This window comes from Pseudomonas auratipiscis (assembly GCF_036324085.1).
Classification (GTDB): domain Bacteria; phylum Pseudomonadota; class Gammaproteobacteria; order Pseudomonadales; family Pseudomonadaceae; genus Aquipseudomonas; species Aquipseudomonas auratipiscis.
In genome coordinates, this window is sequence record NZ_JAZDCU010000012.1 from 137,146 (window position 1) to 161,161 (window position 24,016).

Below are 24,016 nucleotides of genomic sequence, written 5' to 3' on the forward strand. Positions count from 1 at the left end.
CGCAATGGAGGTCTATCTTCTACGTTCAGTTAGACGGGATTTTTTCGACAATAGGCGGAGACTGGAAGTGGGCGTAACGGTCACGTAGGTTTTCCAGCAACACTTCGCCAGGATTTTTTGCGCAGTAGAGGTATATCTTGAATAAGCCGCCAAACACCATTTCGCGATAGCGATTGACAACTTCCTCGTCACTCGGCCCATTAGGCAGGCCCAGATGAAGTGTCAATTTATTATCTTCGACGGCAAACAACGGGAACTCCCAAAGGAACTTGGCGATGCCGGTCTTTGGTAAACGGACGAACATATAAGCCTGATTGCCCAATGTATCTACATCACCACCGCGGCGGCGTTTCCATTTCAACAGACCGTCATCCGGGCGGGCCAGACACTGGCCGATATCGTAATAGTCAAAGCCCTGTTCGATGGCCCATTCCAGTGCCATGAACGTGGTAATTGAATTGACCTCGCGCAGTTGCTTGGGGTCGTTGAAAACCGACTCGGGGTAACCAAAGCGCAGGGTGCTCCAGTAGCGCTTGCCGTCCCTGGTTATCACGCAACCGAAGTGGCAAGCGACCACCTCATCACCTTTGAGGATCAGGTCAAGGCGGCCGACCGTCTTGGCGATGCGGGCCAGGTCGTTTGAGTCGAACTGCTTGGCGAGCACGCCGTGGCGCGCCTGGGCATAGGGCTGAAGCATTTCGCGATCGGCTTTGGCGATATCTTCGTCGGTAGACACTTGCTGCATGCGGTACAGCGGTCGGCACTTGCGGATGTTGCGCCGCAGTTCGCCGTCGTATCTGGCAATGATCTCTTCCAAAGGACGGCCCAAGGGAATCACGGCGCTCAGGTAGTGGGGCACATACAGCGCACCCGCGCTGGGCATTTCGCTGACGACGACAACATGGGGTGTGGCGCTGGGTTGCTCAGTACCGGCGTCTGCACTGGCTTCCAACTGAGGCTTGCCGCCGATGAGCAGTTTGGCCATGTCCCGGCGGGTTTTCCTGCCCACATAAAGAATCTCATAGTCACTGCTGGTCGGCAGGCGAAACCGGGCGACCTCCCAACTCCACAGGCATGCCCGCCCGAGAATATCTCGTGCCCAGGCCATGTTGGTTCTTATTTTGAAACGCACCGATGGAGTGATGAGCTTGCGCAACACGACTGCCAGCTGTTCTCTCATTTTTCTTTGATATCCTTTGAAGTTTCTAATAGTGACTTCTAAAAAAATCAAAAATGACGTTAATTGAATCCTTATAACTTTTTAGTTGTAGCGGTAATACTTGTAACTAAATGTTATTGAATATTTATGGTCAGTAAAGATGCGCTCTCGACGATTGTCAAGCACAGTCGAGAAGCAGTATTAGGCCTGTTAAATGACGTCAAATATTCGCTGCCCTGAAGCAGTGGTGACTATCGCGTGAGCGCGTGGAGGGAGGGCAGCTTAAGGTTGCTGCGGGGCAAAAACAGGCAGACTTGGCTGATTCTCGCTTTGTTTGTTGGTGCTCGATGCCCGATCATGCAAGACGCTATCGACCCTGGCGAAAATTGCGTCCATCAGTTCGTAGCGGCGGCGGTACATGGCGCGCTTCTTGGCCGCGATGTCCTCAAGGGGTGTTCTTGACGGGGCAGTAGGCATGCTGAAAAAGTCTTCACGCTCGCACGATATTGCCCCGTGCTCTTGCCATATAACGTCGTAGTTGGCGAGTAGCTCCTGGGACTTTTCAACACCAAAGTACGGGTGGCGATGGTGGCGATAGCTGTCAGCAATGGCATAGATTTGAGTAACCCCAAGGCCACGCGCAATATGCTTGAGCACCTCGATCAACAGACTTCTGGGGCGCAGCCCTTCAAAGTCCTTGGTCAAATCCCGGTAAATGGCCAACGAGCGTTCGCTGTCCACACCTTTATGAATGCCCTGCACAGCGCCGATGAACATACACGTGCCGTTGTCGGTGCGGGACAGGGTAAACGCCAACGAGGCCACTCGCAGTTCGTCCTGGAACAAGTTAAGCACCAGTTCTCCTTCGCGCATGAACCAGAACGCCCGGTCAAGCACCAGGGAACAGCCGCGGGAGTATTGCGTCAGGTCAGCCAACTGCAGCGAGTCCTCGCGTCCCAACAGCATCAGGGGCTGGCAACGTTGGCTGACCACTTCATAGTGCGAGGCGAGCACGTCGAAGCGCGTGGACGGGCGCCACGATTTACTGATGTAAGGCCAGTGGATGATACCGATGCAGTCTACCCCCATGCGTTGGAGTCCATCGCGGCCAACGGTGCCGATCAAGCGCTGCAGATACCCGTGAAGGCCGGGCCAACCGCGGGCAATCAGCAGGGCCAGGCGCAACTTGTTGCGCATCGCCCGCAAGGAATAACCGGGATGCAGCACCCAGATGCTTTTCGCTACTGATCTGTAGATCATGCTGTCTCCACCTGTACTCGATTGCGGTGCACGTTGTTCGCCATCGTCAGGCTCAGGTAAACAGCCAAGTGGCGAGCTCTCCACACAGGGCACCGAGCACCATGGCTGGGAGCACGATGAGCTCGCGCTTGGTATCCCAAAGGCCAAGCTGGCGGTTCACATAGTAAATAAGGAACAGCGTTGTATAGGTATGTAGCGCTACACCCCAGATCGCATAGTGCACCCCGCCGATGGAAAGAAGCACAGGCAGCAGGACAAACAGCGATACCACCCGGATAACGTTGTCTATAGCCATGTACTTGGTCAGTCCCAGGGCCATCCACACCTGCTGCGCCAGGGCGAAGCGCAGGGTAAAGAACGATAGCGAAAGAATGGCCATCATCTGCCCGGCGCCGGCATAGCGATCGTCGTACAGCCAACCAATGAGCAACGGGCTGGCCGTCAGCAAGGCGCCGCAAGTGAACAGGGTGACCAGATCGAAGAGCAGCTTGGAGCGATAGTAAATACTGCGCACCCGCTCTTTGTCGCCGGTCCTGGCCGCCTCACTGAAGGCCGGTAGCGCAACCGCTCCGGCAAGGCGCTGCAGGACCAGTTGAATGGCCCCCAGAAGCGTTACGGCGATGGAGTAAATGCCCAACTCGTTGACCGTCATGCTGCCACCGAACCAGATCCGGTCGCCTTGCATGGCCAGCACGCCAACCGCCGATGACAACAAAATCCAGCGGCCGTAGTCGAGCATTTCGCGCAGGGCAGTACGGTCCCACTGCAGACGGTTGCGTGGTCCCTGGAAAATTATGTGACTGAGCACAGTGAACACCAGCGTGCCTACCAGGCCTGCTGCCACCAGCGACCAGATGGAGCGGGTTAGATAGCCTGCCACTAACATCACGGCCAGGCTGACGATTTGCGAGATCAGCTCGGCGAGTACCACTTTTTTCTGCTGGAACGTGCGGATGGCGACGTCGACCTTGGTCGACTGAAAGCCGTAGAAAACCGCGGAAAGTCCACTCAAGGCCAGCACCAGCGGCAGCTCCGGTGATGCGTAGGTAGAGTGTGCCGGCCATAGTTCGACTTGCTGTGCGTAATGCGCCGCAAAGGCCAGCAAAAGCATCACCAGGAACAGCACGAAACCGCGGATGATCTGCACCGTCCACACAGTGTTGAGAAACACCGGATCATCGCCGCGTTGACTCTGGATGATGTTCTGCCGCAGGCCCGCGTCAGAGAGCAGTTGCAGAATGACAGTCACGGTAGTTGCGATAGCCATGATGCCGAACATTTCCGGCACCAGCAGTCGGGTGATAACCAGGTTGCCGCCCAAGCGTATGACCTGGGACGCGAATATCGCACCGATATTTAATACGCTTGCCCATAGGGCCCGCTTGCGTAGGCTCAACGGTGTCGACAAATCAATCGAAGGCATAACGACGTCCCTGACCCGGTGGCTCGCCGATTACTATAGTCTCAATTTGCCATGCTGCTAGACGCTGTAGCCGTTTCCCTGAAACAATTTCAAGTCAGGTTACGGGGGACCTGCGCAAGCAGTTTGCATAGCCTAGACTGATCATCTGCCATCCTTCTAAGATGGCAGCCAAAGGCACCGCTTGGCGCATTCGATGCTGCCAATCTGCGGCATCATTGTGCTTCTCATACAGGGTCCAGGTTCGGCTGAGCCGATCTCACTCGATATTTTCGATGCGTCGAGAACCAGAGGTTAGCTATGCGGCTTTCACATTTTATTCTGAACAATCTCGAGCCGATCCTGCAGGAGTGGGAAAATTTTGCCAGGACCGTCGATGCACCTGCGCAAGCCCTCGATTCTAAGGGTTTGAGAAATCATGCGGAGTATGTGCTCAAGGCTGTAGCCAGAGACATGGACACGCCGCAGACCGTGCAGGAGGGTATCGACAAGTCTCAAGGTCTTGGGCCTGTGAGCGAAGCCGAAACCGCGGCTCAGACTCACGCGGTATTGTGCCTGATTGATGGCTATTCGCTGGACCAGATGGTCTCTGAGTATCGTGCCTTGAGATCCAGCGTACTCAGGCTATGGCTGGCGAAAGAGTTTGCAGGGGACGAGCATCATGTGCGCGATATCATTCGTTTCAATGAATCGATCGATCAGGCACTCGGCGAGTCGATTGCAGCGTTTGGACATGCAGCCGATACAACGCGCAAGATGTTCCTTGGCGTCCTAGGACACGACCTGCGAACGCCACTGGCTGCGGTCATGATGGGCGCCGATTTGTTGCGCCAGGATCAGGATTTGAGCGGGCGTCCGCAAAAGCTCGCTGTACAGATTGCTGCCAGCGTTCGCCGTGCCAATCAGATCGTGAACGACTTGCTCGACCTGGCGCGTTGCAACCTGGGCTCGGGAATACCGATCAAGCCTCAAACCACTGATCTGGAAGCTGTCTGCAAGTCGGTGGTGGAGGAAGTCTCAGCCTGTCATCCGCAGGCCAAGATTGTTTTCGGTGATTCAAGCCCGGTCCCTGGAGCGTTCGATCCGCTGCGCATGGGACAAGTCATCACCAACCTGGTCAACAACGCTGTACAGCATGGTGAGAGTGGACGAGAAATTCAGATCACATTGGGGAAAAATGCCGAGCATGCCTGTGTTACCGTGCTGAATTTCGGTGAGCCTATCCCGCCCAGTGCACTCCCGTTTCTTTTCAACCCGCAGGGGCGTTTTTCACGGTTTGCCGCCAGTGAAGAGGGCGCGTCGGCAGGCCTGGGTCTGGGCCTGTTCATTGCCGCCGAAATTGTCAAAAGCCACGGTGGGAATATAGAAGTCGAGTCAACGCTTGAGCAGGGCACACGCTTTCGCGTTACCTTGCCTTTGGGGCTGGTTCCGTAGTGGCTGGGTAAATCTATGAACCTCTGCCGCCGTCGTTACCTCTACAGAAGTATGATCAGTGGAGGAACTCGTGATGGGCAGCAACAGTTGCAGCAATTTGGCTTCTTGGTATCGACTGCTCGAAGTACCCGGGATCGAGATGAATTGCGTTGAACAGTACGAAGAACTGATGAAGATGGCGGACAAGCTCCAACGCCAGGGTGTGATAACCACTGAAGAAAGAAACGCTTTGATTCTCCAGGCGACAGCGCATTACGCCAGTGTTGTCGAGAGGCCGGGCGAGCAGTGTTCTCCATCGCTGTAAACCGTTAGTTGGTGAAGATCAAAAGGAGTTGAGATGGGTTTTTCAGCGGAAGAAACGCAACTGTTGTTGAGTGTCAAGGGCGTAGGCCCGACCGTGGTCAAACGCCTTGAACAACTGGGGTTCAAGACGTTATCCGAACTGGCCCAGGCAGATGCCTTGGCTATCGTTACCCAGGCCTCGGCGCTTGTTGGTTCTACCTGTTGGAAGAACAGCCCGCAGGCACGTGCCGCTATCCAGGCTGCGCTCGCCAAGGCCCGGGAATACCAGAGCTAGACAGGCGAACTCAGGGCACTCAGTGAACATGGCCGGTTTGTTCATCCGCCGGCCGGACGTCTACTTGTACCTCCACCTTGCCTGCCTTTTCGAACTCCAGCGTCAGCGGGAACTGTTCGCCGGCTTTTAGTGGTTGCTCCATCCCGGACAACATCACATGGTTGGCGCCAGGCTTGAAGATTGTCTGTGAGTGGGCGGGAATCTCCATGGTGGTCATGTGCTGCATGTTCATCATGCCATCGCTGCTCGCTTGAGCGTGCAGGCTGGTCTTTTGTGCGCGGGGACTGCTGACGCTGATCAGGCGGTCGGATTCACTACCCAGATTGTCGATGCTGAAATACGCCGAACCGCCTGGCAGGTCCACCGGCAACTCCCGCGACCAAGGGCTTTTGATCAGCAGTTCACCGACCTGATAATCATGCGCGACACTCAAGGTGCTGCTTGCAAGCAGGGCGGCAAAAACCAAGAGACGAGCGACCATGGCAGAACTCCTTGCTTAGTTGGCTGTTTGCGAAGTTTTGACGAGCGTCCGCGCTTGCATACGCTTGCTCTCTTCATCCAGGTACGTCAGCACCGCGGTGATTTCGACATCGCCCAGACGCAGGTTTGGCATCGCCAGGCGGTTGTACTGCTCGAACAGTTGCATCGCCAGCGGGTCCTTTTCTGCCAGCATCAGATTTGGCTCTTTCAGCCAGCGAGTGAGCCAGGCCGGGTCACGTTGCTGGGTTACGCCGAGAAGATCCGGGCCGATGCTGCGCATACCCGCGTGTTCGGTATCGCCGAGGGTGTGGCACGAAGAGCAGCGCGTGCGGTAGATCTGTTCACCGATGCTGGGTGGGCGCACGTTGGGGGCGTCAGCAGCTTCGTTGGTATCGGTACTGGCCAGCTTCCAGTTGTGCAGGCTTTTTCCCAGGCGGTCGGCGAGTACGTAGGGGTTCTCCATCGGCGAGGCCTTCATCCAGCGCCCGGTACTTTGATTGCCGATAATCAGGCTGAGGTTGTGGTCTTTGGTTTGGCCGTCATCGACCCCCTTGATGAACAGACCGAGCTTTTGTCGCAACAAGGTGATTTCCTCCTTGTTGCCGGTGAGAAACTGCCAGCCGGGACCGATCTTGAATTTCTCCGTGTACTGTTTGAGTACTTCTGGGGTATCGGTTTCGGGATCGATGCTGATCGAGTAGAAAAACACATCGCGACCGACCCGGTCGCCGAGCAGTTTTTGCACCTGGCGCAAGCGTGCGGTTTCCAACGGGCATGAGTCGGTGCAGGTGGTGAAGATGAAGTTGATCGCCACAACCTTGTCCTTGATCAGGTCATCAAAAAAGCGCACTGGCTGGCCATCCTGAGTAATCAGGGCGGTGTTGGGAAAATAGGCCTGCCCCCACTGCTGAGCGGAGGTGTTCTCGCTGACGCCTGCTTGCGCCACGCTGCAAGCTGACAGCAGCAGATGGCCGAGGGCTAACCAGGTTCTCCAGCCCATGACAGTTGCCTCCCGATAGGTCTGTGGCTATTGCCGTGAATGCCAGCCCCCCGATCAGATTGCACTGAGCGGGAGGCCGGAGGGGTCAGCGTATGCTCAACGGTGCGGTAACCGCTTTGCCATTGGCAGGTTTGATCGTCACCGTGGCCGGCTGTGAAGGCACTGTGCCGACGGTGTTCGCCGACAGCCGCCACATACCACCGGACAGCACCGTGGCAGTTCCCAGGTTCAACGTGCCGCTGGTGGTCGAGGTTGTAACCGCCAAGGTATCGCCGACTTTCAGCGCACTGGTTCCCGCCAGCTCCCAGGCGTAGCGGTTGTTGCTGCGCACGGTGACAGTGGCGTTGCTGACCCTTACGTTCTGATCGACTTCGACAACCGCGGGGGCCACCGAAACCCTTACGTTGGCCGCCAACTGCGAGACCGCGCCGCGAGCATCCTTGACCTTGTATTCAAAGAGCGCGGTATAGGCTTCACTCACCGTATCAGGCGGTACAAAGGTCACCCGTGTGCCGTCGGTACTGACAGTGCCCTGGCCGGAGTCGGGCTGTCCCAGGCTGACCACTGTGAGCGGCATGTCGCCGTCAGGGTCGCTGTCGTTGCTCAGTACATTGAGCGTGACCGCGACACCGGCTTTGGTCGTGCCGCTGTCATCCCGGGCGATTGGTAGTTGATTGTCTTCGTCATCGTCGTCATCGTCGTCACCCGGTCCTTGTTCTTCCTCGTCACGGAACGAGGGCAGGGCTGCAGAGCTAATGTAGGTCACACCGTCCCAGGTGGGCATGGGCGAGGGCATCAGTTCGAGCTGACCAGGGTTCTCGAGGTCGAAGCGCAGCAACATGGAGTTGTCTTCGTGCTGGGTGTTGTGGCAATGCTCCATGAATGTGCCGGCGAACTCGCGGAAGCGAATCGCCATTTCCAACTCGCCGGAGCTGTCAACCTCCGGGCCTACCCGATACACGTCCTTGCGGGCCCATTTTTCCCATTCCGGCGGTGCCTTGCCGTCGCGGTTGAGAATGACCCCTTCTTCGAAGTGCACATGCACCGGGTGGCTCCAGCCGTTGCCGCCATTCTTGATTTTCCAGACTTCCAGGGTGCCATCTCCTGCATAGCCTGCGTCTGTCGGCCCGTTGGCCAATTGAGGCGCGGCGGTAATTCGCCGCGGGTCCATGGAGTAGCCAAAGCCACCATCGGTCTTGATCGTCCAGGGGGCGGTGTCGGTACCGTCGGAGCGTCCAAATTCAAAGCTGCGATGGCGTGCCTGCTTGAGCCTGGCTTGCATGTTCTGATCGTCGCGATCGATGGTCAGCGGGATCATTTTCTTGCCCGCGGCCTTGCCAGGCTTGGCCGGCTCGTAGGCTACCGGGTCCAGGCTCTGGTCCACACCGCTGTAGGGTTTGACGTTGAACTGCAGGAATTTGCCGACGACAGGGTCGCCGTCACGCCACCTGGGGCCCTTGCTGGTTTGATCGATGACGGCCTTGTACTTTTCCGAGAGCACGTCAGCCAGGGACACGGCATCTTTGCTTGGGCCTTTGCCGGTGTCATGTTCCATGAGGTTGACGAAGAAAATCTTGTCGCCAGGTTGAATACCATGTTTGGCGAAGTTGATGATGATGTCGTAGCGCTCGGCAATCGCCATGGTTGGCATGATGCCGTTGTCGTCCTTGAGGTCGCCATTGCCGTTCAGGTCCAGGCTACCGTCGAACGGGATGGCGTGTTCCATGATGTTGCCGTCATTGGCGATCATGTGGAACGGTACCCGACTATAGGAAACCCCGGAGCCTTGCGGGCCACGAAACTCGCCGCCATTGCCACGCACTTCACGCACCACGGCGATCTTCATGTAGCGCGAAACCGAGCCATTGAGGATGCGCAGGCGATAGCTGCGGGCACGTACGTCGAAGTAGGGCTTGTACAGCCAGTTGACCATCATCTGGTCGCCGATGAAGCCGTCGATGTTGAACGGGTTGAACCACAGTTGGCCGCTCTGATCCCAGGCCTTGTCGGCGAAGGTCAGGTTGACGTCGTAGTCGCGGTTACCCCAGGCCAGCGCCGAGCCGCTGGGCAGACGCAAGTTGACCCCATCCTCCAGGGCTTCGTTGCCGCGATCGAGGGCGCTGTAGTAATTCATCATCGCCGCATTGCCCTTGTAGACGTTGTGGGCGGTGAAATCGAGCATGTGATCGTGGAACCAGTGGGTACTCATGGTCTCGCGCCAGTCCCCGCGTACCTTGATGCTGCCGTTCTCACAGGTCTTGATGCCAGGGTTGCGGTCGTTGACCCACAGCGTTTCGCCCTGGGCGCAAGGGAAGGCGGCCCTTGGGTCCTGGGCGCTGGTGTTGATGGTGTCGTAGCCTGCCAGTTGTACCGGCCAACGGTAGTCGTAGTACTGGCCTGGGAAAAAGAACGCATTGGTGTAACCGTCGCTTTCGGCGGGGTTATGGCCGTTGTGTTCATGGGTGCTGAGGGTATGCAGGCCAAAGCCGCCATTGGCTGCCGGGTCGATCGGCAAGGCATTGTAATGACGCATCAGAATCGGTTGCCCATAACGGGCCATCAGCAATTTGGGGGGCAAGGTGCCGTCGAAGGTCCACAGTGCGTTGTGGTTCTGAATGGGCATGTTCGGGTGAAAACGAATGCTGATGCCTTTGGCCGTACCCTCGGTGGCCGGTACGCCGGCGGTATTGTGATAAAGACCGCCGGGACCGAATTCGCCCTTGGCGTAGCCGTGCATCTGGCGGTTGTCACGCAGACCCTGGTTTACCCGTGCCCCGGCTTGCGCGGTCTTGATCGCGGCCTGGGGGTAGAACTCGTTCCAACGCTGATGCGACCAACCTTTTCCTGGTGGACGTCCCTCGGCCGGCGAGCCCACCGGATGGCGGTTGAGGAATGCTTCGATTTGCGCTTTCCAGGGATTGCGGTCCAGCACATTGGAATACTGGGTCGGAAACGGCGAGAGTCCCGGTTGACGTAAAAACGCTTCGAGTGCAGCGCCTGCGGGGCCACTGCGGGCGACACTGTTGGGGTCTTGCTCCGGCGCTGGTCCGGTCGTGGGAATGGGGAAGGGGATGTTCCCGGCTTCGGCAGTGGGGTCCAGCTTTTCCGGGCCGAACTCTTCGTACAAGAGCATCTGCTGGGTAAAGGGTTGCGCGCCAAACAAAGGGCTGGCCAAACCGTTGGTTGGGTAATTGAACGATGTCTGCTTCAACGGTGGCATCACGTTTTCACTGCGTGGCGTCGTTCTGTCGCCGTAGACGCCATTGGGCAGGGCGAGCGAGCCATGGTTACCCTCGGGAAGTAACTTCAGTGCTTCCAGTGCCTGCAGCGCAGCCTGAGGGTCGGTGGGGTGATAGGTGTAGGCCGAAGGGTCGGTAGGCGATGGCGGGCTGGTATCGTCCATCGGTGCGGCATTGGTATTGGTGATGGCGATCAGCAGTGCGGACGCAATGCCTGAGTATCGGAACAGGTGAAGAGTTGCCCGGCGCTGCGTAGTGGAGTTGTACATAGCGTTTGCCTCGTGCCTATCCGTTCGGTTTCTTCGGCTTTGCCCAAATAAATATCAAATTGCCACTTTGTGATGGCATGGGGCAAAAACCGCACCAAGTCCGGTATTCGAGGACGCTTGAATAAAAAACTCCCAGTTGTTCAAAGACTTGAAGGGAAAGTAGGACGGGGTAAAGCGAGGCGCCGCTGGGGAAAGTGGGGGGAGTTCCCCATATTTGGTTATGGGTGAAATGCTCCCCCGCTTGGCGAACCAATCAGTCCAAGTCTGCTGCTTGATGCCGCTCCGGTACTTGGCTCGCTTCATCGCCCCAGGTCCGATTGACCCGCCGACCACGTTGAACCGCAGGACGTTTGGCGATTTCCTCGGCCCAGCGTTGCACGTGGGTGTATTCCTGGACATCGAGGAATTCTGCCGCCGAATACAGGTTGCCCAGTGCTAGTTGGCCGTACCACGACCAGACCGCGATGTCAGCGATGGTGTAGTGGTCACCCGCCAAGTATGGGCTTTCAGCCAGGCGACGGTTGAGTACGTCGAGTTGGCGTTTGGCTTCCATGGTGAAGCGATTGATCGGGTACTCGAATTTCTCCGGCGCATAGGCATAGAAATGCCCGAAGCCACCGCCCAGATAGGGCGCGGCACCCATTTGCCAGAACAGCCAATTCAGGGTTTCTGTGCGTGCGCCTGGTTCGGTGGGCAGGAAGTGGCCAAACTTTTCCGCCAGGTACAGCAGGATAGAGCCGGACTCGAATACCCGAATGGCAGGCTCCACGCTACGGTCCAGCAGCGCCGGAATTTTCGAGTTGGGATTGATCTCGACAAATCCGCTGGAGAACTGATCGCCGTCGTTGATGCGAATGAGCCAGGCGTCGTATTCGGCACGGGTTTCTCCGAGCGCCAGCAGTTCTTCGAGCAGGATCGTGACCTTTATGCCATTGGGCGTCGCCAACGAGTAGAGCTGTAATGGATGCTTGCCAACCGGGAGGGCCTTGTCGTGGGTTGGCCCAGCGGTTGGCCTGTTGATATTGGCGAACTCGCCTCCCGACGGTGCGTCATGCTTCCAGACCTTGGGCGGGGTGTAGGTGGCTTTGCTCATAGGGTCAATTTCCTGGTTAGCTCAAGAAGTTGTGGGTAGATTGGCGCGCAAATAACGGAAGGGAAACAACACATGTTCAAAATGAATGCGCTGGTGCCAGAGTTGATCGTTTCCGATCTCGCACACAGCCTACGCTTTTACTGCGATGTGCTGGGCTTCAAAATTGAATACCAGCGCGAAGAAGACAAGTTTGCCGTCCTTTCCTTTGGTGCCAGCCAGATCATGCTTGAGCAGGATTGGCACAGCGAGTCGCCGTGGCGTGTTGGACCACTGGAGCGACCTTATGGTCGCGGCATGAACCTGTCCATCGAATGCCCCGACGCCTCGGCATTGGCGGGTGCTTTGCTGGAGGCGGGGTATGAACTGCGCCAAGCGGTTGAAGAACGTTGGTACCGTCAGAATGATCAACACCGTGGACAGCGAAACTTTCTCGTCCTCGATCCCGACGGTTACCTCTTGCGTTTCGCCCAGGACCTGGGCGCCAAGTGAATTGGGTAAAAAGACGTCATCTAACCCAGTAGTAGCGGACATGCCCCGCAATCTGTCGCAAATGCGGGCCGATTGCAGAGCGAGCCCGCAGCAGGTGTGCACAATCACATGAACCAGCGGTACTCCCGGGCGCTGATGTCATGCAAGAAGGCCAGATGGTCCTGGCGCTTGTTTTCACAGTAGACCATCACAAATTCGCTGCCCAGGCTCTGGTTGACCACAGGGTGCTGGCGCATGGCGCTGACAGCCGTAAGCATGTCCTTGGGAAACTCGATACCGCTGGCGCGATCGTCGTTGAGAGGCGCAATAGGCTCTTGGCCTGCATCCAACCCATGTTCCATGCCACTGAGAATGGCCGCCAGCACCAGGTAAGGGTTGGCGTCGGCACCGGCCAGGCGATGTTCGATGCGCAAGTTGCGCGGGTCGGACTCGGGAATGCGAATGCACGCATCACGATCCTCGTAACCCCAACTGGCACGGCTGGCAGCGTTGACCATGGCGCCGTAGCGGCGCATGGCGTTGTGGTTGGCGGCAAAGATCGGCATGCAGTTTGGCAGCAGCTCCAGGCAGCCCGCCACCGCATGGCGCAATGGACGTTGTTCATCAGCGGCGAGCAGGTTGTTGCCATCCCGGTCATACAAGCTGACGTGCACGTGCATGCCGCTGCCCGGTGCTTCCAGGTAAGGCTTGCTCATGAAGCTGGCGCGCATGCCATGCTTGAGCGCCACGCCACGTGTGCTACGGCAGAACAGCGCCGCCCAGTCAGCAGCGCGCAGGCCGTCATCGCAGTGGCCGAAGTTGATTTCAAACTGGCCGGGGCCAAGCTCGGCAGTGATCACGTTGGCGTCCACGCCTTGCTCGTTGGCCGCTTCAACCATGTCGCGCAATACGTCGGAGTAGCGCGACAAACGCTCGATGTGCATGTTCGGTTGATCGTCCGGGTCATCGCTGAACGGATCGCGGGGAAATTGTGGCAAGCCTTCCTTGAGATTGCGATCGAACAGATAGAACTCCAGCTCGAAGGCCACCACCGGACGAATGCCGCGACGTTCCAGTCGCTGCAATACCTGGGCAAGCACTTCCCGTGGCTCGAACTCGATGGGCGCGTTGGTGCCGTCCGAGCTGATGAGCATTTGCCCCAATGGCTGATTCTCCCAGCGTACCGGCTTGAGCGTACCCGGGATCAGGCGCCGAGGTGCGTCGGGGTCGCCATCGTTGAAACAATAATCGCCGATGGGAAACAGGCCGCCCTGGGTACCCAGCAGCACGCAGTTCTGCGGCAGTTTCAAAGGGCTGCCCGCGGCAACTTTTTCAAGCATGTCGATCGGGTAGCGCTTGCCATAGAAGTGCCCGGGAATGTCCAGGCTGATCAAGTCGACATAGCGCACTTGCGGGAATCGAGTGCGAAACTCACGAACTTCAGTGAGCAGATCGGGAAAGCTTTTTGTTGTTGTCATCGATTGCGGTCCTGCAGCGTGGTTCAACGGAATACCCAGAGCACTCGTGTTGGCTGCTCGGTGAGGTTGGCGTAGCGAAACTGGCTGTGTGGCGGTAGCTGAAAACTATCGTTGGGGCCCAGGGTCACGGGGTCTTCGCTGTCATCGAGCCACAGGCTCAATTGCCCTTCGAGCACAAAGCCGCCTTGTTCGGAGCTGTCGTTCAAGTGGCCTTCACCGCTGGTGGCGCCCGGTGCCAGATGGCTTTCGAGCATGGAGAAACTACCGGTGAGTTTGGGCGAGACCAGCACGTCGGTGATGCCGCCGGCGTAGTAGAGCGTGCGCCGCTCTCCCGGACGCGTCACCCAGTCCACTTCCCGGGGTTTGCTCAGGTTGTAGAAGTAGGTGGTGGGCACATCCAGGGTTTCACTGATAGCGGTCAGATCGGCCACGGTAGGGCGCGAGAGGCCCCGCTCGACCTGGGACAGGAAGCCCACCGAACGATCAATGCGCTGGGCAAGTTCGCCCAGGGTCAGGTTGCGGTGTTTGCGCAGATCACGGATCAGGATCGCCAGTCCTTCGATTTCGTCCTGCATGTCCATGTAGCTGTCCTCTTAAAGGTTGTCGCGCAGGCGGTACCAGGCCTTCGCCGCGGCTTCCAGCGGGGCGGCGAGCCTATCGCCGCCAGGGAAGTGACCGTTGTCGATGCCCTGGTACAGCGCAAGCAATTGGTTGTCGCCGAGAATGGCGTCGCTGACGGCGCGGGCACCGGCCAGGGTGGGCAGTACGCCATGCCCGGAAAAACCTTGCAGCCAATAACGTTGGCCGGTTCGGCCAATGTCCGGGGTACGGCGCAGGCTGCAGTCAAGGTGTCCGCCCCAGGCGTATTCGATGGCCACTCCACGCAACTGCGGGAAGGCCCGTTCAAGTACCGGCCGAGTGGCAGCTGCAACATCCTTGGGAATGCCGCCCAGGTACGTACAGCCACCGCCAAACAGCAAGCGGTGATCCGGGGTCAGGCGGAAGTAATCAGGCACGAACTGGTTGTCGATCACACAACTGTTACGTGGCAGCAATGAGTGCGCCAAGGCCGGATCCAAAGGTGCAGTGGCCACCTGATAAGAGCCTACCGGCAGCAAGCGTCGTGATAACTGGCGGTCGAGTTTGTCGATGTAGGCATTGCAAGCCAGCACCAGCACGTCGCTGCGCACTTCGCCGTGTTCGGTTCGGGCGACGAAGCCGTTGGATGTCTCGCGGTAGTCAAGCACGCGGGTTTGTTCAAACAGACGTCCGCCTGCTGCTTCAAAAGCGGCCGCCAGGCCTTGGGCCAGTTTCAGTGGATTGAGGTGAGCGCCTTGCGGATCGTAGAGCGCAGCTTGGTAGCGGGGGCTGTCGATCCACTCGGGCAAAGCATCGCGCTCGATTACCTGCAGCTCGTCGTAGCCCCATTTTTCTGCTGCCTCGCGTTGAGCTTCACGGAGCATCTCGACCCGCCGTGGCAGTACCGCCGTCCACAGGCTGCCGGGTCGGTAATCGACGTCGAAGCCGTGGCGTTCCGGCAATTCACGCATTTCGCTGGCTGCCCAGCACATGCTCTGCCAAAGGTACCGGGCGCGGTCTACACCCAGGGCCTTTTCCAGCGGTTGCATGTCGCACGACCAGCCCAGCAGGGCTTGCCCGCCGTTGCGTCCAGAGGCGGCCCAAGCAACCCGGCTAGCTTCCAGCAGCGTCACCCGCTGGCCGGCCAGGGCCAGGCGCAGGGCGGTGTGCAAGCCACTGAAGCCTGCACCAATGATCAGTACCCCGGTATCCAGCCCCTCTTGCAGGGTAGGGCGCAAAGGAATGGTCCCAGGGTAGGTCTGGGCGTAGTAGCTGGCGACATGCTGGGCGGATTGCTTGAACATGGCGAGTCTCGTGAATTTTTATTGGTATATTTTCATGAAAAACTACCAGATAAATTTCACGAGTCCAAGCCCCCGCTGAATTAACGCGGGTGAATGCAGGGCCTATTGCAATTGCAGACGGCCGCTCCGGGCTTTGATCCAGCGCTGGCGCAACAGGTCATAAACCCAGTTGTAGGCCATGGTGTAGGGCAGCATGAACGCGAAAAAGCCAATCTCCAGCATAAAGGCCTGTACCAGCGACAGGTTGAGCATCAGCGCGGCGATGGGAACCCCGATCACGACAAAGCCGATTTCGAAGCCGCTGGCGTGCAGGGCCCGCACTTTGAGGCTGCGACTAACCCGCTCAACAGGCCAGAGGCGGTCAAACACGCTGTTGTAGAGCATGTTCCAGAGCATTGCGACGGTGGACAGCACCACCGCCAAGGTACCGACTTCAAGCATCGAACGATTGAGCAGCCAGGCACCGACAGGGGCGCAGATCAGCACAGCAATGACCTCGAAGCCCACGGCGTGGACGATACGCTCGACGATGGTTTTGTTGGAAGCAAGCATGACAGCACCTGAACAGTTGGTTTCGATGGGAGGATTGTCATCGCTTTTTTGCCTATGTTAAAAATAGGTTCCATCGATAAAAGCGATACACCTATGCGCTACTCTCCCGAAGCACTGCAAGCCTTTGTCGAAGCCGTGGCACTGGGTTCCTTTTCGGCGGCGGCGCGCAAATTGCGCAAAAGCCAGTCGACCGTCAGCGCGGCAATTGCCAATTTGGAGGCCGACCTGGGCGTCAGCCTGTTCGACCGCCAGGCACGTCACCCGGTGCTGACCGAGGCCGGTCGCAAGGTGTTGGGGCATGTCCAGGAAATTCTCGCCGCCAGTGAGCGGCTCGATGAGCTGAGTATCCGCCTGGCTGACAACGTTGAGCCGCGACTGACCATTGTTCTTTCGGACATGTATCAGCTCACGCCGGACAATCAAGTGATGCATCACTTCGAGCAGCGTTACCAGGATATCGAGCTTGAGTGCATGATCGCCGAGGCAGGCGATGTCCTGAGCCTGCTGCAGAGCGGCCGGGCTCATGTAGGTTTGCTTGCGGCGCAAGTGAGCTACCCGCCCGACATCGGCACGCGCAGGTTGCCCATACAAGCACAGATGGGCATTTTCGTTGCCAGCGGACACCCCTTGGCGACCTTGCAGCAACCGACCCAGGCGCACTTGGCCAGCCATCGCCAGTTGTACCTCAACACCTACACCGACAGCGAAAACAAACCACAAGGTCGGGTCTGGTCGGCGCCGGACTACCTGTTGCTGCTGGAAATGACCGAGCAAGGCTTTGGCTGGGCCGAGCTGCCACATGGGTTAGTGCAGCAGTATGGCCATGGCCAGCTGGTCGAACTGGTGGTGGGCGGATGGCCACGGCCGATCGCTGTGGATGCGGCGTGGTCGCGGCTCACTCCGCCGGGGCCGGCGGGGTTGTGGCTACTGGACTGGCTGGCTCGCGAGCACTGACAGGGCGCCGGTACACGCGCACGCGATTACGGCCTGCATCCTTGGCCGCATACAGCGCATTGTCGGCCATTGATAGCAGGCGTGATAGCTCATCCTCACCGGCCTTGCTGGTAACGATGCCGATGCTCACACTCAGCAGCCCGGGCGCTGGCAGTGGTAAGGCATGGAAGCTGCTGCAGATGCGTTGCGCCACTTGCTGTGCTTGATCCTCGTCGGCATTGCCGAGCAGGCAGGCAAACTCCTCTCCGCCGATGCGAGCGAACACATCTTCTTGGCGAATATTTTGATTGGCTACCTGGCTGAAGTCGATCAATGCGCGGTCGCCGGACTGATGACCATAGGCATCGTTGAGCCGTTTGAAGTGATCCAGGTCGCACAGTAACAAGGCCACCGATTCGCCACGTCGTGCACACCCCGCCAGCAACTGCTCGCCACGTGACATGAATGCGCGGCGATTGCCGATACCGGTCAACGCGTCGGTATAGGCGGCCGCCTTGAACTTCAGTTCGGCACGCTCGCGCACCATGGCCAAGGTTACATAGGCGATAGCAATGGCGTAGAGCATCGATTCGAACAGCAGAATGGCGAAAAAGAGCGTGCCACGGCCTTCACTGGCGAGCGCGTGCTCAATGGAAATACCATGATCGGCGAAGCTGCGTAAGGCGTAGAAGCCTGTGTGTGCCAGGGTCAGCATCAACGCAGGCAGGTAGGCCACTTCCAGACGCTTGCGGTTGCGCCACAGCTCGAATGCCGACAGTGCGCCATAGATCGCCGTGATCGACGAGTACAGACCCACGCGCAGACCAAGGTCGCGGTAGAAGTCCGGCATCAGCCCCCAACAGGACCAGAGCAGGGCGCCGGCAAAAATACCCGGCAAGTGCGGCGGTCTACCGCCAAATACGCGCATCGCGGTCCAATTCAGCGCGGCGCCCAGTAGCAGGATGTTGTTGCCCAGCACCAGCGAAGCAAATTCGGGTGCCTGGCCGCGCAGGCTGACCAGCGTTGCGCCGATCGCGGCGCATATCAACATGCTTCCCAGGTAGCCGAGTGTTTGCTCACGCGTGCCCCGGGACCAGGCGTGCAAGGTCAGCACACCCATCAGGCCGAAAATAAACACGGCCACCATCAACAGGGTCGGGATGCTCAGCAGCACCGGTTAGTTTCTCCGTATTAAGCCTTGCGGCCCACCGGCCAATGCCGGTTTTCAGCGGCATGCTAGCGGAGCAGATGGTACTTTGCCAGCAGGCCGCTGCCGTCAGGCATCGGCTTGGGCTATGCTGCCTGCCGATCCTCCATCAACGAGTTGCCGATGCGTCGACTGCCTTCGCTGACCGCCCTGCGTACATTCGAGTGCGCTGCCCGCCACGGCCATTTTGGCCGGGCCGCCGCCGAACTGTGTGTGACCGACAGTGCGGTGAGCCACCAGATCCGCCAACTGGAAGAGCAACTGGGGTGCGCGTTGTTCGTGCGCGAAGGCCGTCAGGTTCGCTTGACCAGTGAGGCGGGACGGCTGTTGCAGCATCTGCAGCAAGCCTTCGAGTTGATCGGCAAGGCCTGCGATGAATTGCGCGACCCGGCTTCGCAAGCGGTGCTGCGCTTGGCTGTGACCGCGGAGTTGGCGCAGAAGTGGCTGGTGGCACGCCTGGCGGACTTCAGCAGCCGTTATCCGCATATCACCCTGCACCTGCACGAGCAACCCATTGATGCCGGTGCCCCGGCGGCCGACATCGACATCGCTATCACCTATGGCACTAGCCCGATGGATGCCAGCACCCATTTTGTCCGGCCCTTGCCGTTGTTGCAGTTCTTCCCGGTGTGTAGCCCAGGGTTGTTCAACCTCGGTGGGCTCAAGCGCCCGCGTGACCTGGTGCGCCAGTGCCTGTTGCATGACGACCAGGATGGCAAGACCTGGACCGCCTGGCTCGCCACCCATGCCGATGACGCGCAACCTGGCCGCCAACTGTATTTTCCCCACGCAGCGCTGGCCCTGGAGGCGGCGGCGCTGGGGCAGGGCGTGGCCATGGGCGATAACCTCACCTGCCAGGCCGACCTGGTCAGCGGGCGCCTGGTACGTCCGTTCGGCGCCAGTGTGGCGGCGATGGGGCAATATGCCCTGGTGTGTGAGCGCTTGCGTTTGGAGCGCGGTGCGGTGGCCGATTTCATAGAATGGTTCACCACTCAGATCAGCGAACCCTGAATTCAATTCATCAATCGCTGAGTTTTCATCGTTGGAAGCCTCGGACCGGGCGGCGTAGCGTGCAGCTATCCCCACCCAACGCAGAGGTTGTCCATGGCTCGTTCGCTTACCACCACTCCCAAGGCTGATGGTTTCCGCCTGCCCGGCGAATTCGAGAAAAAGGCCGGCTGCTGGCTGGGCTGGCCAGAACGTCCGGATGTCTGGCGTAACGGCGCCAAGCCTGCACAGAAGGTCTGGGTCGAGATCGTTACCGCCATTGCCTCGAGTGAGCCGGTCACCGTTTGTGCGTCGGCCGCCCAGTATGCCAATGCCCGCCGCCTGCTGCCCGCTCATGTGCGGGTGGTGGAGATGACCTGTAACGACACCTGGTTTCGTGACAGTGGTGCGTGCTTTGTGGTCAACGATGCCAGCGGCGAGGTGCGCGGTGTCGACTTTGAGTTCAATGCCTACGGAGGGCTCGATGGAGGCCTTTACTACCCCTGGGACAAGGATGACCAGATTGCGCAGAAGATCCTCGAAATCGAGAACCTCGACCGCTATCGGGCGCCGCTGATTGCCGAGCTTGGCGGTATTCAAAGTGATGGTCAGGGCAGCATCCTGACCACCGAACAGTGCCTGCTCAACCGCAACCGCAACGCGCATTTGGGGAAGGACGAAGTGACTCGGCGCCTGCAGGAGTATCTGGGTGCTGAGCAGGTGATCTGGTTGCCGCGGGGCTGCAAGTTCGACGAGACCGATGGCCACGTCGATGATCTCGCCTGCTTCGTACGCCCTGGTGAAGTAGTGCTGCAATGGACTGACAACCGTGATGACCCGCAGTGGGAAATCTACCAGGAAGCCTATGACATCCTGCGCAGCACACGCGACAGCCGCGGCCGCGAGCTCACGGTGCACAAGCTGCCACAGCCCGCTGTGCTGGAGTGGACCGCCGAAGAAGCCGCCGGCCTTGATCAGGTCGATGGCACTCATCTGCGCCAGGCCGGGACGAAAATCTGCGCCTCGTACATCAACTACTATGCGGGCAACTCGGCGATCGTCCTGCCGCTGTTTGGTGACCGCAACGACACCGTTGCCCAGGCTACCCTGGCAGAACTGTTCCCCGGTCATCGCATTATTGGTATCGACAATTCCCGCGAAATTTTGCTGGGTGGGGGCAATGTCGCCTGCATCACCATGCCGCAATATGCGGGAGGAAAAATCTCATGAACCTGCGCGCCTGTGGCTTGGCCCTGGCGCTGGCGTGCGCTACGTCGCAGGCGCTGGCCGCCAACGCTGAGCAACCGACAGTGAACCTGTATATCTGGGGCGAATACCTTGCCCCAGACACCTTGGCCAACTTTGAGAAGCGCACCGGCATCCGCGTTGTCGCCGATCACTTCGACTCACTGGAAACCGCGGAAACCAAGTTGTTGACGGGTCGCAGTGGCTACGATCTGGTACTTACAGCCGGCCAGCACCTGTCACGGGCGATCAGCAGTGGCGCACTGCAACCTTTGGACAAGGCGCGGCTACCGCATTTGGCCGGAATAGGCACTGAATTCCGCCAGCACATGGCGGTATTCGATCCGGATAATCGCTATGCCGGCACCTATGCCTGGGGCACCACAGGTGTCGGTTATCAGCAGCAGGCGATTGCCGCCCGGTTGCCCACAGCGCCGGTCGATAGCTGGGCGATGCTGTTCGACCCCGAGGTAGTTTCGAAGTTTGCCAGTTGCGGCGTGAGCCTGCTCAACGATCCCAACGAAGTGTTCGCTGCCGCCATGCGTTACCTTGGCCTGGACATCAACCAGCAGCGCACCGAAGACCTGCGCCAGGCTGAAGCGTTGCTGCAGAAGGTGCGGCCGTACATTCGCTATTTTGACAACGACCGCAACATCAACGACCTGGCCAATGGCGAGACGTGTCTTGCGATGTCCTGGAATGGCAACGTGGCCATCGCACGCAATCAGGCGCAGCAGGCGGGCAAAGCCATCGATATTGCTTTCAGCATTCCGCGTGAAGGTACGTTGATCTGGCTGGATGCGCTGGTAATACCCAAGGATGCGCCGCATCCAGAGGCGGCGCTGGCGTTGATGGACTACTTGATGCGCCCGGAAGTGATCGCCCCGATCACCAACAGCATCCAGTACGCCAATGCCATTACTGCAGCCGACGCGTTGGTGGATCCGGCAATTCGCAATGATGCGGGCACTTATCCACCAACAGCGGTGCGGGCGCGGCTATACAGCAAGAATGACAATAGCAAAGCATTCAACCGAGAACTGACGCGTGCCTTCAGCCGGCTCAAATCCGGGACTTGAGTCTTGAAATTGTGCGGGCCTGCAACTTCAGGGTTGCAGCTCGCCACGACGGACCATGCGCCGCTCGCCAGGTACGCCGGCGACTGCGGCGGCGGCATTGGCGGCCTTGAGCACGAGGAAGGTCGCTTCATTGCCCACCTCCAACCCATAGCCGCTTTTTTCCATCACCGCGGCGCCTGCCGAGGTAGCCATGGCTAAGGCAACGTTCAAGTCCTCGTCGCTGTAGAAGCCCGAGCGGTAGCCGATCAGCATGGCGCGCTGGAGCATGTCGGCATTGCCGTAGGGCCACCAGGCGTCACGAATGTTGTCGTTACCGGCAAACACGTTCACCCCGGCAGCGCGCAGGCGCAGGATCGGTGGAAAGGCGTGATCGCCGGGGGCATTGGTCAGGATCGATACCTGGGCCTGGGCCAGGGTCGCGGCAATCCGCGCAAGTTCATCATCAGGCACTTGGCCCAGGGCATAGGCATGGCTGACAGTGACGCGTCCCTGCAAGCCGCCAGCGCAGGTGCGGGCAGCAATTCGCTGCAGTTGCTCGACGCCTTGCAGGCCGGGTTCGTGCAAGTGAATGTCAACCTTCACGCCATGACGCTCGGCGATCCCGAAGACCACATCCAACTGACCCTCGGCATCACCATCGAGGGTAGTAGGGTCGATGCCACCGATCACATTGGCACCGTCACAGATAGCCGCTTCGAGTACATCGGCGGTGCCTGGGCAAGACATCACACCAGCCTGGGGGAAAGCCACCAGCTCGATGTCGACGATGCCTCGCCACTTTTCCCGTGCCTGCATCACTGCATGCAGATTAGTCAAACCGGTAGTGGCATCGACATCGACATGACTACGCATCGCCACGGTGCCAAACGAAACGGCCTGGGCGATCAACGCATCTGCTCGTTCCACGATCGAGGGCGCGAGGGCCAGCTCGCGTTTTTCCACGGCCAGACGTTCGCGCAGGCTGCCGACAGCCTGGTGCGGATGCCAGCGGTCGCCGACGAAGCTTTTGTCCAGGTGGATATGGCCGTCAACAAAGCCCGGCAGCAGCAGTTGCCCACCCAGGTCGATGCACTCAACGCCTGCGATGGCAGCCACGTCGCTGCCGAGGTGGGCGATACGGCCATCGGCAACGGCCAGGGACAAGGGGCTACCATCGGCAGCGACGGCATTGACGAACACACGATCAATCATTTCACGACCTCTTGAAGGAGGCTGCGTACCCTATAAAAAGCCAAAGGTATCGGCCAATTAAATATCGGGATCGATAGCAGTGGATTCGTGAATGCGTTGTTCAGCCACCAATCAAATGTTTAAGCGGATGGTAGTCGGCCTTGAGGTTGTGGGTGGCCTTGAGAATGGCCTCCTCGATACCGCTCAGGTGGGTGCACACCAGTTCGATCGCCGCCGCCTGATCGCCAACTTCCAGGTACTCGATCAGGCGCAGGTGTTCATTGCCGCGACACGCTTCATGGCGTTCGTCGTCGAGGGTAGAGGCATACAGTGAACCGCGCTCGATCAGCTTGCGGAACCAGTCGAGGAGCACCGGGTTGTCCAGCACCTCGGCAAGTCGCAGGTGGAACTCACCCAGCAGGTTGACGTAGCGAGCGTGGTCGCCAGCATCGGCAGCGGCTTCTTCTGCGGCCACATGTATGCGTAAGGGCTGCAGCAAGCTCTTATCGGCACGTCGGCAAAGCTCGGTGACAATACCGATCTCTATTAGCCGGCGGGTTTCGAACACCGAGCGGATGTCTTCGTCGCTGGGCAGCGACACCCAGGCACCTTTGTTCAGCTCGGTGGACACCAGCCCGTCGCCTTCCAGTTGCTTGAGCGCTGCGCGTACCGACGTGCGACTGACCTTGAACAGTTCGGCAAGCGAGGACTCGCCCAGTTTCATGCCAGGGCGCAACGTGCGCTTTCTGATTGCCTCGTGGACCCCCAGGTAGACGCGCTCTACGGTCGATGCGGGGAGTTTTTCCGTCATTACCAGCTCCGAGATTCCTTGATGGCCCCAGCATGCCGCAAATGAGCGATGACCAAAAGTTTGGATATAAAAATTCATCCGCGCCCCCGCCCTCCATGGAGCCTCGGTAGGAACGGGCTGCTCACGCGATAATGTGCACATAAGTATCATTCGATTGGATACACGTTACCGTCTGCCGTTACCCAAAGCCCCATTTTCACCACAATCTCCGCTGACCAAACGGTCAACTAAATCACCTTGAAGAGGCGCTCGATCAAAAATTAAATCAGTTA

22 protein-coding genes are annotated in these 24,016 nt (G+C 58.8%); 8 read left to right on the forward strand and 14 right to left on the reverse strand.

Features of this window, described 5'->3' with window-relative positions; all coding sequences use genetic code 11:
* Positions 1–25: 25 nt before the first annotated feature.
* The 3 genes from V0R60_RS17665 to V0R60_RS17675 all read right to left on the reverse strand — a co-directional run bounded on the left by V0R60_RS17665 (position 26) and on the right by V0R60_RS17675 (position 3,842).
* On the reverse strand, positions 26–1,180 hold the full coding sequence (locus V0R60_RS17665; RefSeq protein WP_330080362.1) for a hypothetical protein: 1,155 nt from the start codon (positions 1,178–1,180) through the stop codon (positions 26–28).
* A gap of 261 nt (positions 1,181–1,441) precedes the next feature.
* A complete protein-coding gene (locus tag V0R60_RS17670) occupies positions 1,442–2,419 on the reverse strand; it encodes a DUF535 family protein (RefSeq protein WP_330080345.1) in 978 nt (325 codons plus the stop codon).
* A gap of 52 nt (positions 2,420–2,471) precedes the next feature.
* Positions 2,472–3,842, reverse strand: a complete 1,371-nt coding sequence (locus tag V0R60_RS17675; RefSeq protein WP_136477107.1) for an oligosaccharide flippase family protein — start codon at positions 3,840–3,842, stop codon at positions 2,472–2,474.
* 297 nt (positions 3,843–4,139) lie between these two features.
* Between V0R60_RS17675 and V0R60_RS17680 the strand changes: the two genes are divergently transcribed.
* From V0R60_RS17680 to V0R60_RS17690, 3 genes are all read left to right on the forward strand, one after another.
* Positions 4,140–5,273, forward strand: coding sequence for a sensor histidine kinase (locus tag V0R60_RS17680; RefSeq protein WP_330080346.1), 1,134 nt, complete (start codon positions 4,140–4,142; stop codon positions 5,271–5,273).
* Between the two features lie 73 nt (positions 5,274–5,346).
* Positions 5,347–5,577: a hypothetical protein gene (locus V0R60_RS17685; RefSeq protein ID WP_330080347.1), complete on the forward strand. Its 231-nt coding sequence runs from the start codon at positions 5,347–5,349 to the stop codon at positions 5,575–5,577.
* Positions 5,578–5,610: 33 nt separating this feature from the next.
* Positions 5,611–5,850, forward strand: coding sequence for a helix-hairpin-helix domain-containing protein (locus tag V0R60_RS17690; RefSeq protein WP_136477104.1), 240 nt, complete (start codon positions 5,611–5,613; stop codon positions 5,848–5,850).
* Positions 5,851–5,869: 19 nt separating this feature from the next.
* Here V0R60_RS17690 and V0R60_RS17695 read toward each other — a convergent pair whose 3' ends face one another.
* The 4 genes from V0R60_RS17695 to yghU all read right to left on the reverse strand — a co-directional run bounded on the left by V0R60_RS17695 (position 5,870) and on the right by yghU (position 11,931).
* The gene (locus V0R60_RS17695; protein WP_330080348.1) at positions 5,870–6,331 is read right to left on the reverse strand and encodes a copper chaperone PCu(A)C; all 462 of its coding nucleotides are present in this window, start codon (positions 6,329–6,331) and stop codon (positions 5,870–5,872) included.
* 15 nt (positions 6,332–6,346) lie between these two features.
* Positions 6,347–7,330 carry an SCO family protein gene (locus V0R60_RS17700; protein ID WP_136477102.1) on the reverse strand — a complete coding sequence of 328 codons (984 nt, stop codon included), beginning with the start codon at positions 7,328–7,330 and terminating at the stop codon, positions 6,347–6,349.
* An 85-nt stretch (positions 7,331–7,415) separates the two neighbouring features.
* Positions 7,416–10,838, reverse strand: a complete 3,423-nt coding sequence (locus tag V0R60_RS17705; protein ID WP_330080349.1) for an Ig-like domain-containing protein — start codon at positions 10,836–10,838, stop codon at positions 7,416–7,418.
* Between the two features lie 253 nt (positions 10,839–11,091).
* Positions 11,092–11,931 carry a glutathione-dependent disulfide-bond oxidoreductase gene (yghU, locus tag V0R60_RS17710; protein WP_136477100.1) on the reverse strand — a complete coding sequence of 280 codons (840 nt, stop codon included), beginning with the start codon at positions 11,929–11,931 and terminating at the stop codon, positions 11,092–11,094.
* 72 nt (positions 11,932–12,003) lie between these two features.
* Between yghU and V0R60_RS17715 the strand changes: the two genes are divergently transcribed.
* Entirely contained in the window at positions 12,004–12,420 is a 417-nt protein-coding gene (locus V0R60_RS17715) for a bleomycin resistance protein (RefSeq protein WP_330080350.1), read from the forward strand.
* A gap of 104 nt (positions 12,421–12,524) precedes the next feature.
* Here the strand turns inward: V0R60_RS17715 and V0R60_RS17720 are convergent, their stop codons facing one another.
* From V0R60_RS17720 to V0R60_RS17735, 4 genes are all read right to left on the reverse strand, one after another.
* Positions 12,525–13,877 carry a glutamine synthetase family protein gene (locus tag V0R60_RS17720; protein ID WP_203481137.1) on the reverse strand — a complete coding sequence of 451 codons (1,353 nt, stop codon included), beginning with the start codon at positions 13,875–13,877 and terminating at the stop codon, positions 12,525–12,527.
* Positions 13,878–13,900: 23 nt separating this feature from the next.
* Positions 13,901–14,458: a helix-turn-helix domain-containing protein gene (locus V0R60_RS17725; RefSeq protein WP_136477097.1), complete on the reverse strand. Its 558-nt coding sequence runs from the start codon at positions 14,456–14,458 to the stop codon at positions 13,901–13,903.
* 12 nt (positions 14,459–14,470) lie between these two features.
* The gene (locus V0R60_RS17730; RefSeq protein ID WP_330080351.1) at positions 14,471–15,760 is read right to left on the reverse strand and encodes an NAD(P)/FAD-dependent oxidoreductase; all 1,290 of its coding nucleotides are present in this window, start codon (positions 15,758–15,760) and stop codon (positions 14,471–14,473) included.
* Positions 15,761–15,862: 102 nt separating this feature from the next.
* Positions 15,863–16,312: a multidrug/biocide efflux PACE transporter gene (locus tag V0R60_RS17735; RefSeq protein WP_136477095.1), complete on the reverse strand. Its 450-nt coding sequence runs from the start codon at positions 16,310–16,312 to the stop codon at positions 15,863–15,865.
* Positions 16,313–16,405: 93 nt separating this feature from the next.
* Between V0R60_RS17735 and V0R60_RS17740 the strand changes: the two genes are divergently transcribed.
* Entirely contained in the window at positions 16,406–17,266 is an 861-nt protein-coding gene (locus V0R60_RS17740) for a LysR family transcriptional regulator (RefSeq protein WP_330080352.1), read from the forward strand.
* Here the strand turns inward: V0R60_RS17740 and V0R60_RS17745 are convergent.
* Positions 17,208–18,419 (reverse strand): GGDEF domain-containing protein, encoded by a 1,212-nt coding sequence (locus V0R60_RS17745; protein WP_330080353.1) that lies wholly within the window; start codon positions 18,417–18,419, stop codon positions 17,208–17,210. The two genes, V0R60_RS17740 and V0R60_RS17745, sit on opposite strands and share 59 nt — an antisense overlap.
* Before the next feature lie 156 nt (positions 18,420–18,575).
* Between V0R60_RS17745 and V0R60_RS17750 the strand changes: the two genes are divergently transcribed.
* The 3 genes from V0R60_RS17750 (at position 18,576) to V0R60_RS17760 (ending at position 21,763) form a co-directional block, all read left to right on the forward strand.
* On the forward strand, positions 18,576–19,463 hold the full coding sequence (locus tag V0R60_RS17750) for a LysR substrate-binding domain-containing protein (protein ID WP_136477092.1): 888 nt from the start codon (positions 18,576–18,578) through the stop codon (positions 19,461–19,463).
* A gap of 93 nt (positions 19,464–19,556) precedes the next feature.
* Positions 19,557–20,669 carry an agmatine deiminase gene (gene aguA, locus V0R60_RS17755; RefSeq protein ID WP_136477091.1) on the forward strand — a complete coding sequence of 371 codons (1,113 nt, stop codon included), beginning with the start codon at positions 19,557–19,559 and terminating at the stop codon, positions 20,667–20,669.
* Positions 20,666–21,763 carry an extracellular solute-binding protein gene (locus V0R60_RS17760; RefSeq protein ID WP_330080354.1) on the forward strand — a complete coding sequence of 366 codons (1,098 nt, stop codon included), beginning with the start codon at positions 20,666–20,668 and terminating at the stop codon, positions 21,761–21,763. The genes aguA and V0R60_RS17760 overlap by 4 nt, the downstream gene beginning before the upstream one ends.
* A gap of 27 nt (positions 21,764–21,790) precedes the next feature.
* On the opposite strand, the gene V0R60_RS17765 is transcribed toward V0R60_RS17760, so the two are convergent.
* On the reverse strand, positions 21,791–22,954 hold the full coding sequence (locus V0R60_RS17765) for an amidohydrolase family protein (RefSeq protein WP_330080355.1): 1,164 nt from the start codon (positions 22,952–22,954) through the stop codon (positions 21,791–21,793).
* A gap of 100 nt (positions 22,955–23,054) precedes the next feature.
* A complete protein-coding gene (locus V0R60_RS17770; RefSeq protein ID WP_330080356.1) occupies positions 23,055–23,744 on the reverse strand; it encodes a GntR family transcriptional regulator in 690 nt (229 codons plus the stop codon).
* Positions 23,745–24,016 lie beyond the last annotated feature (272 nt).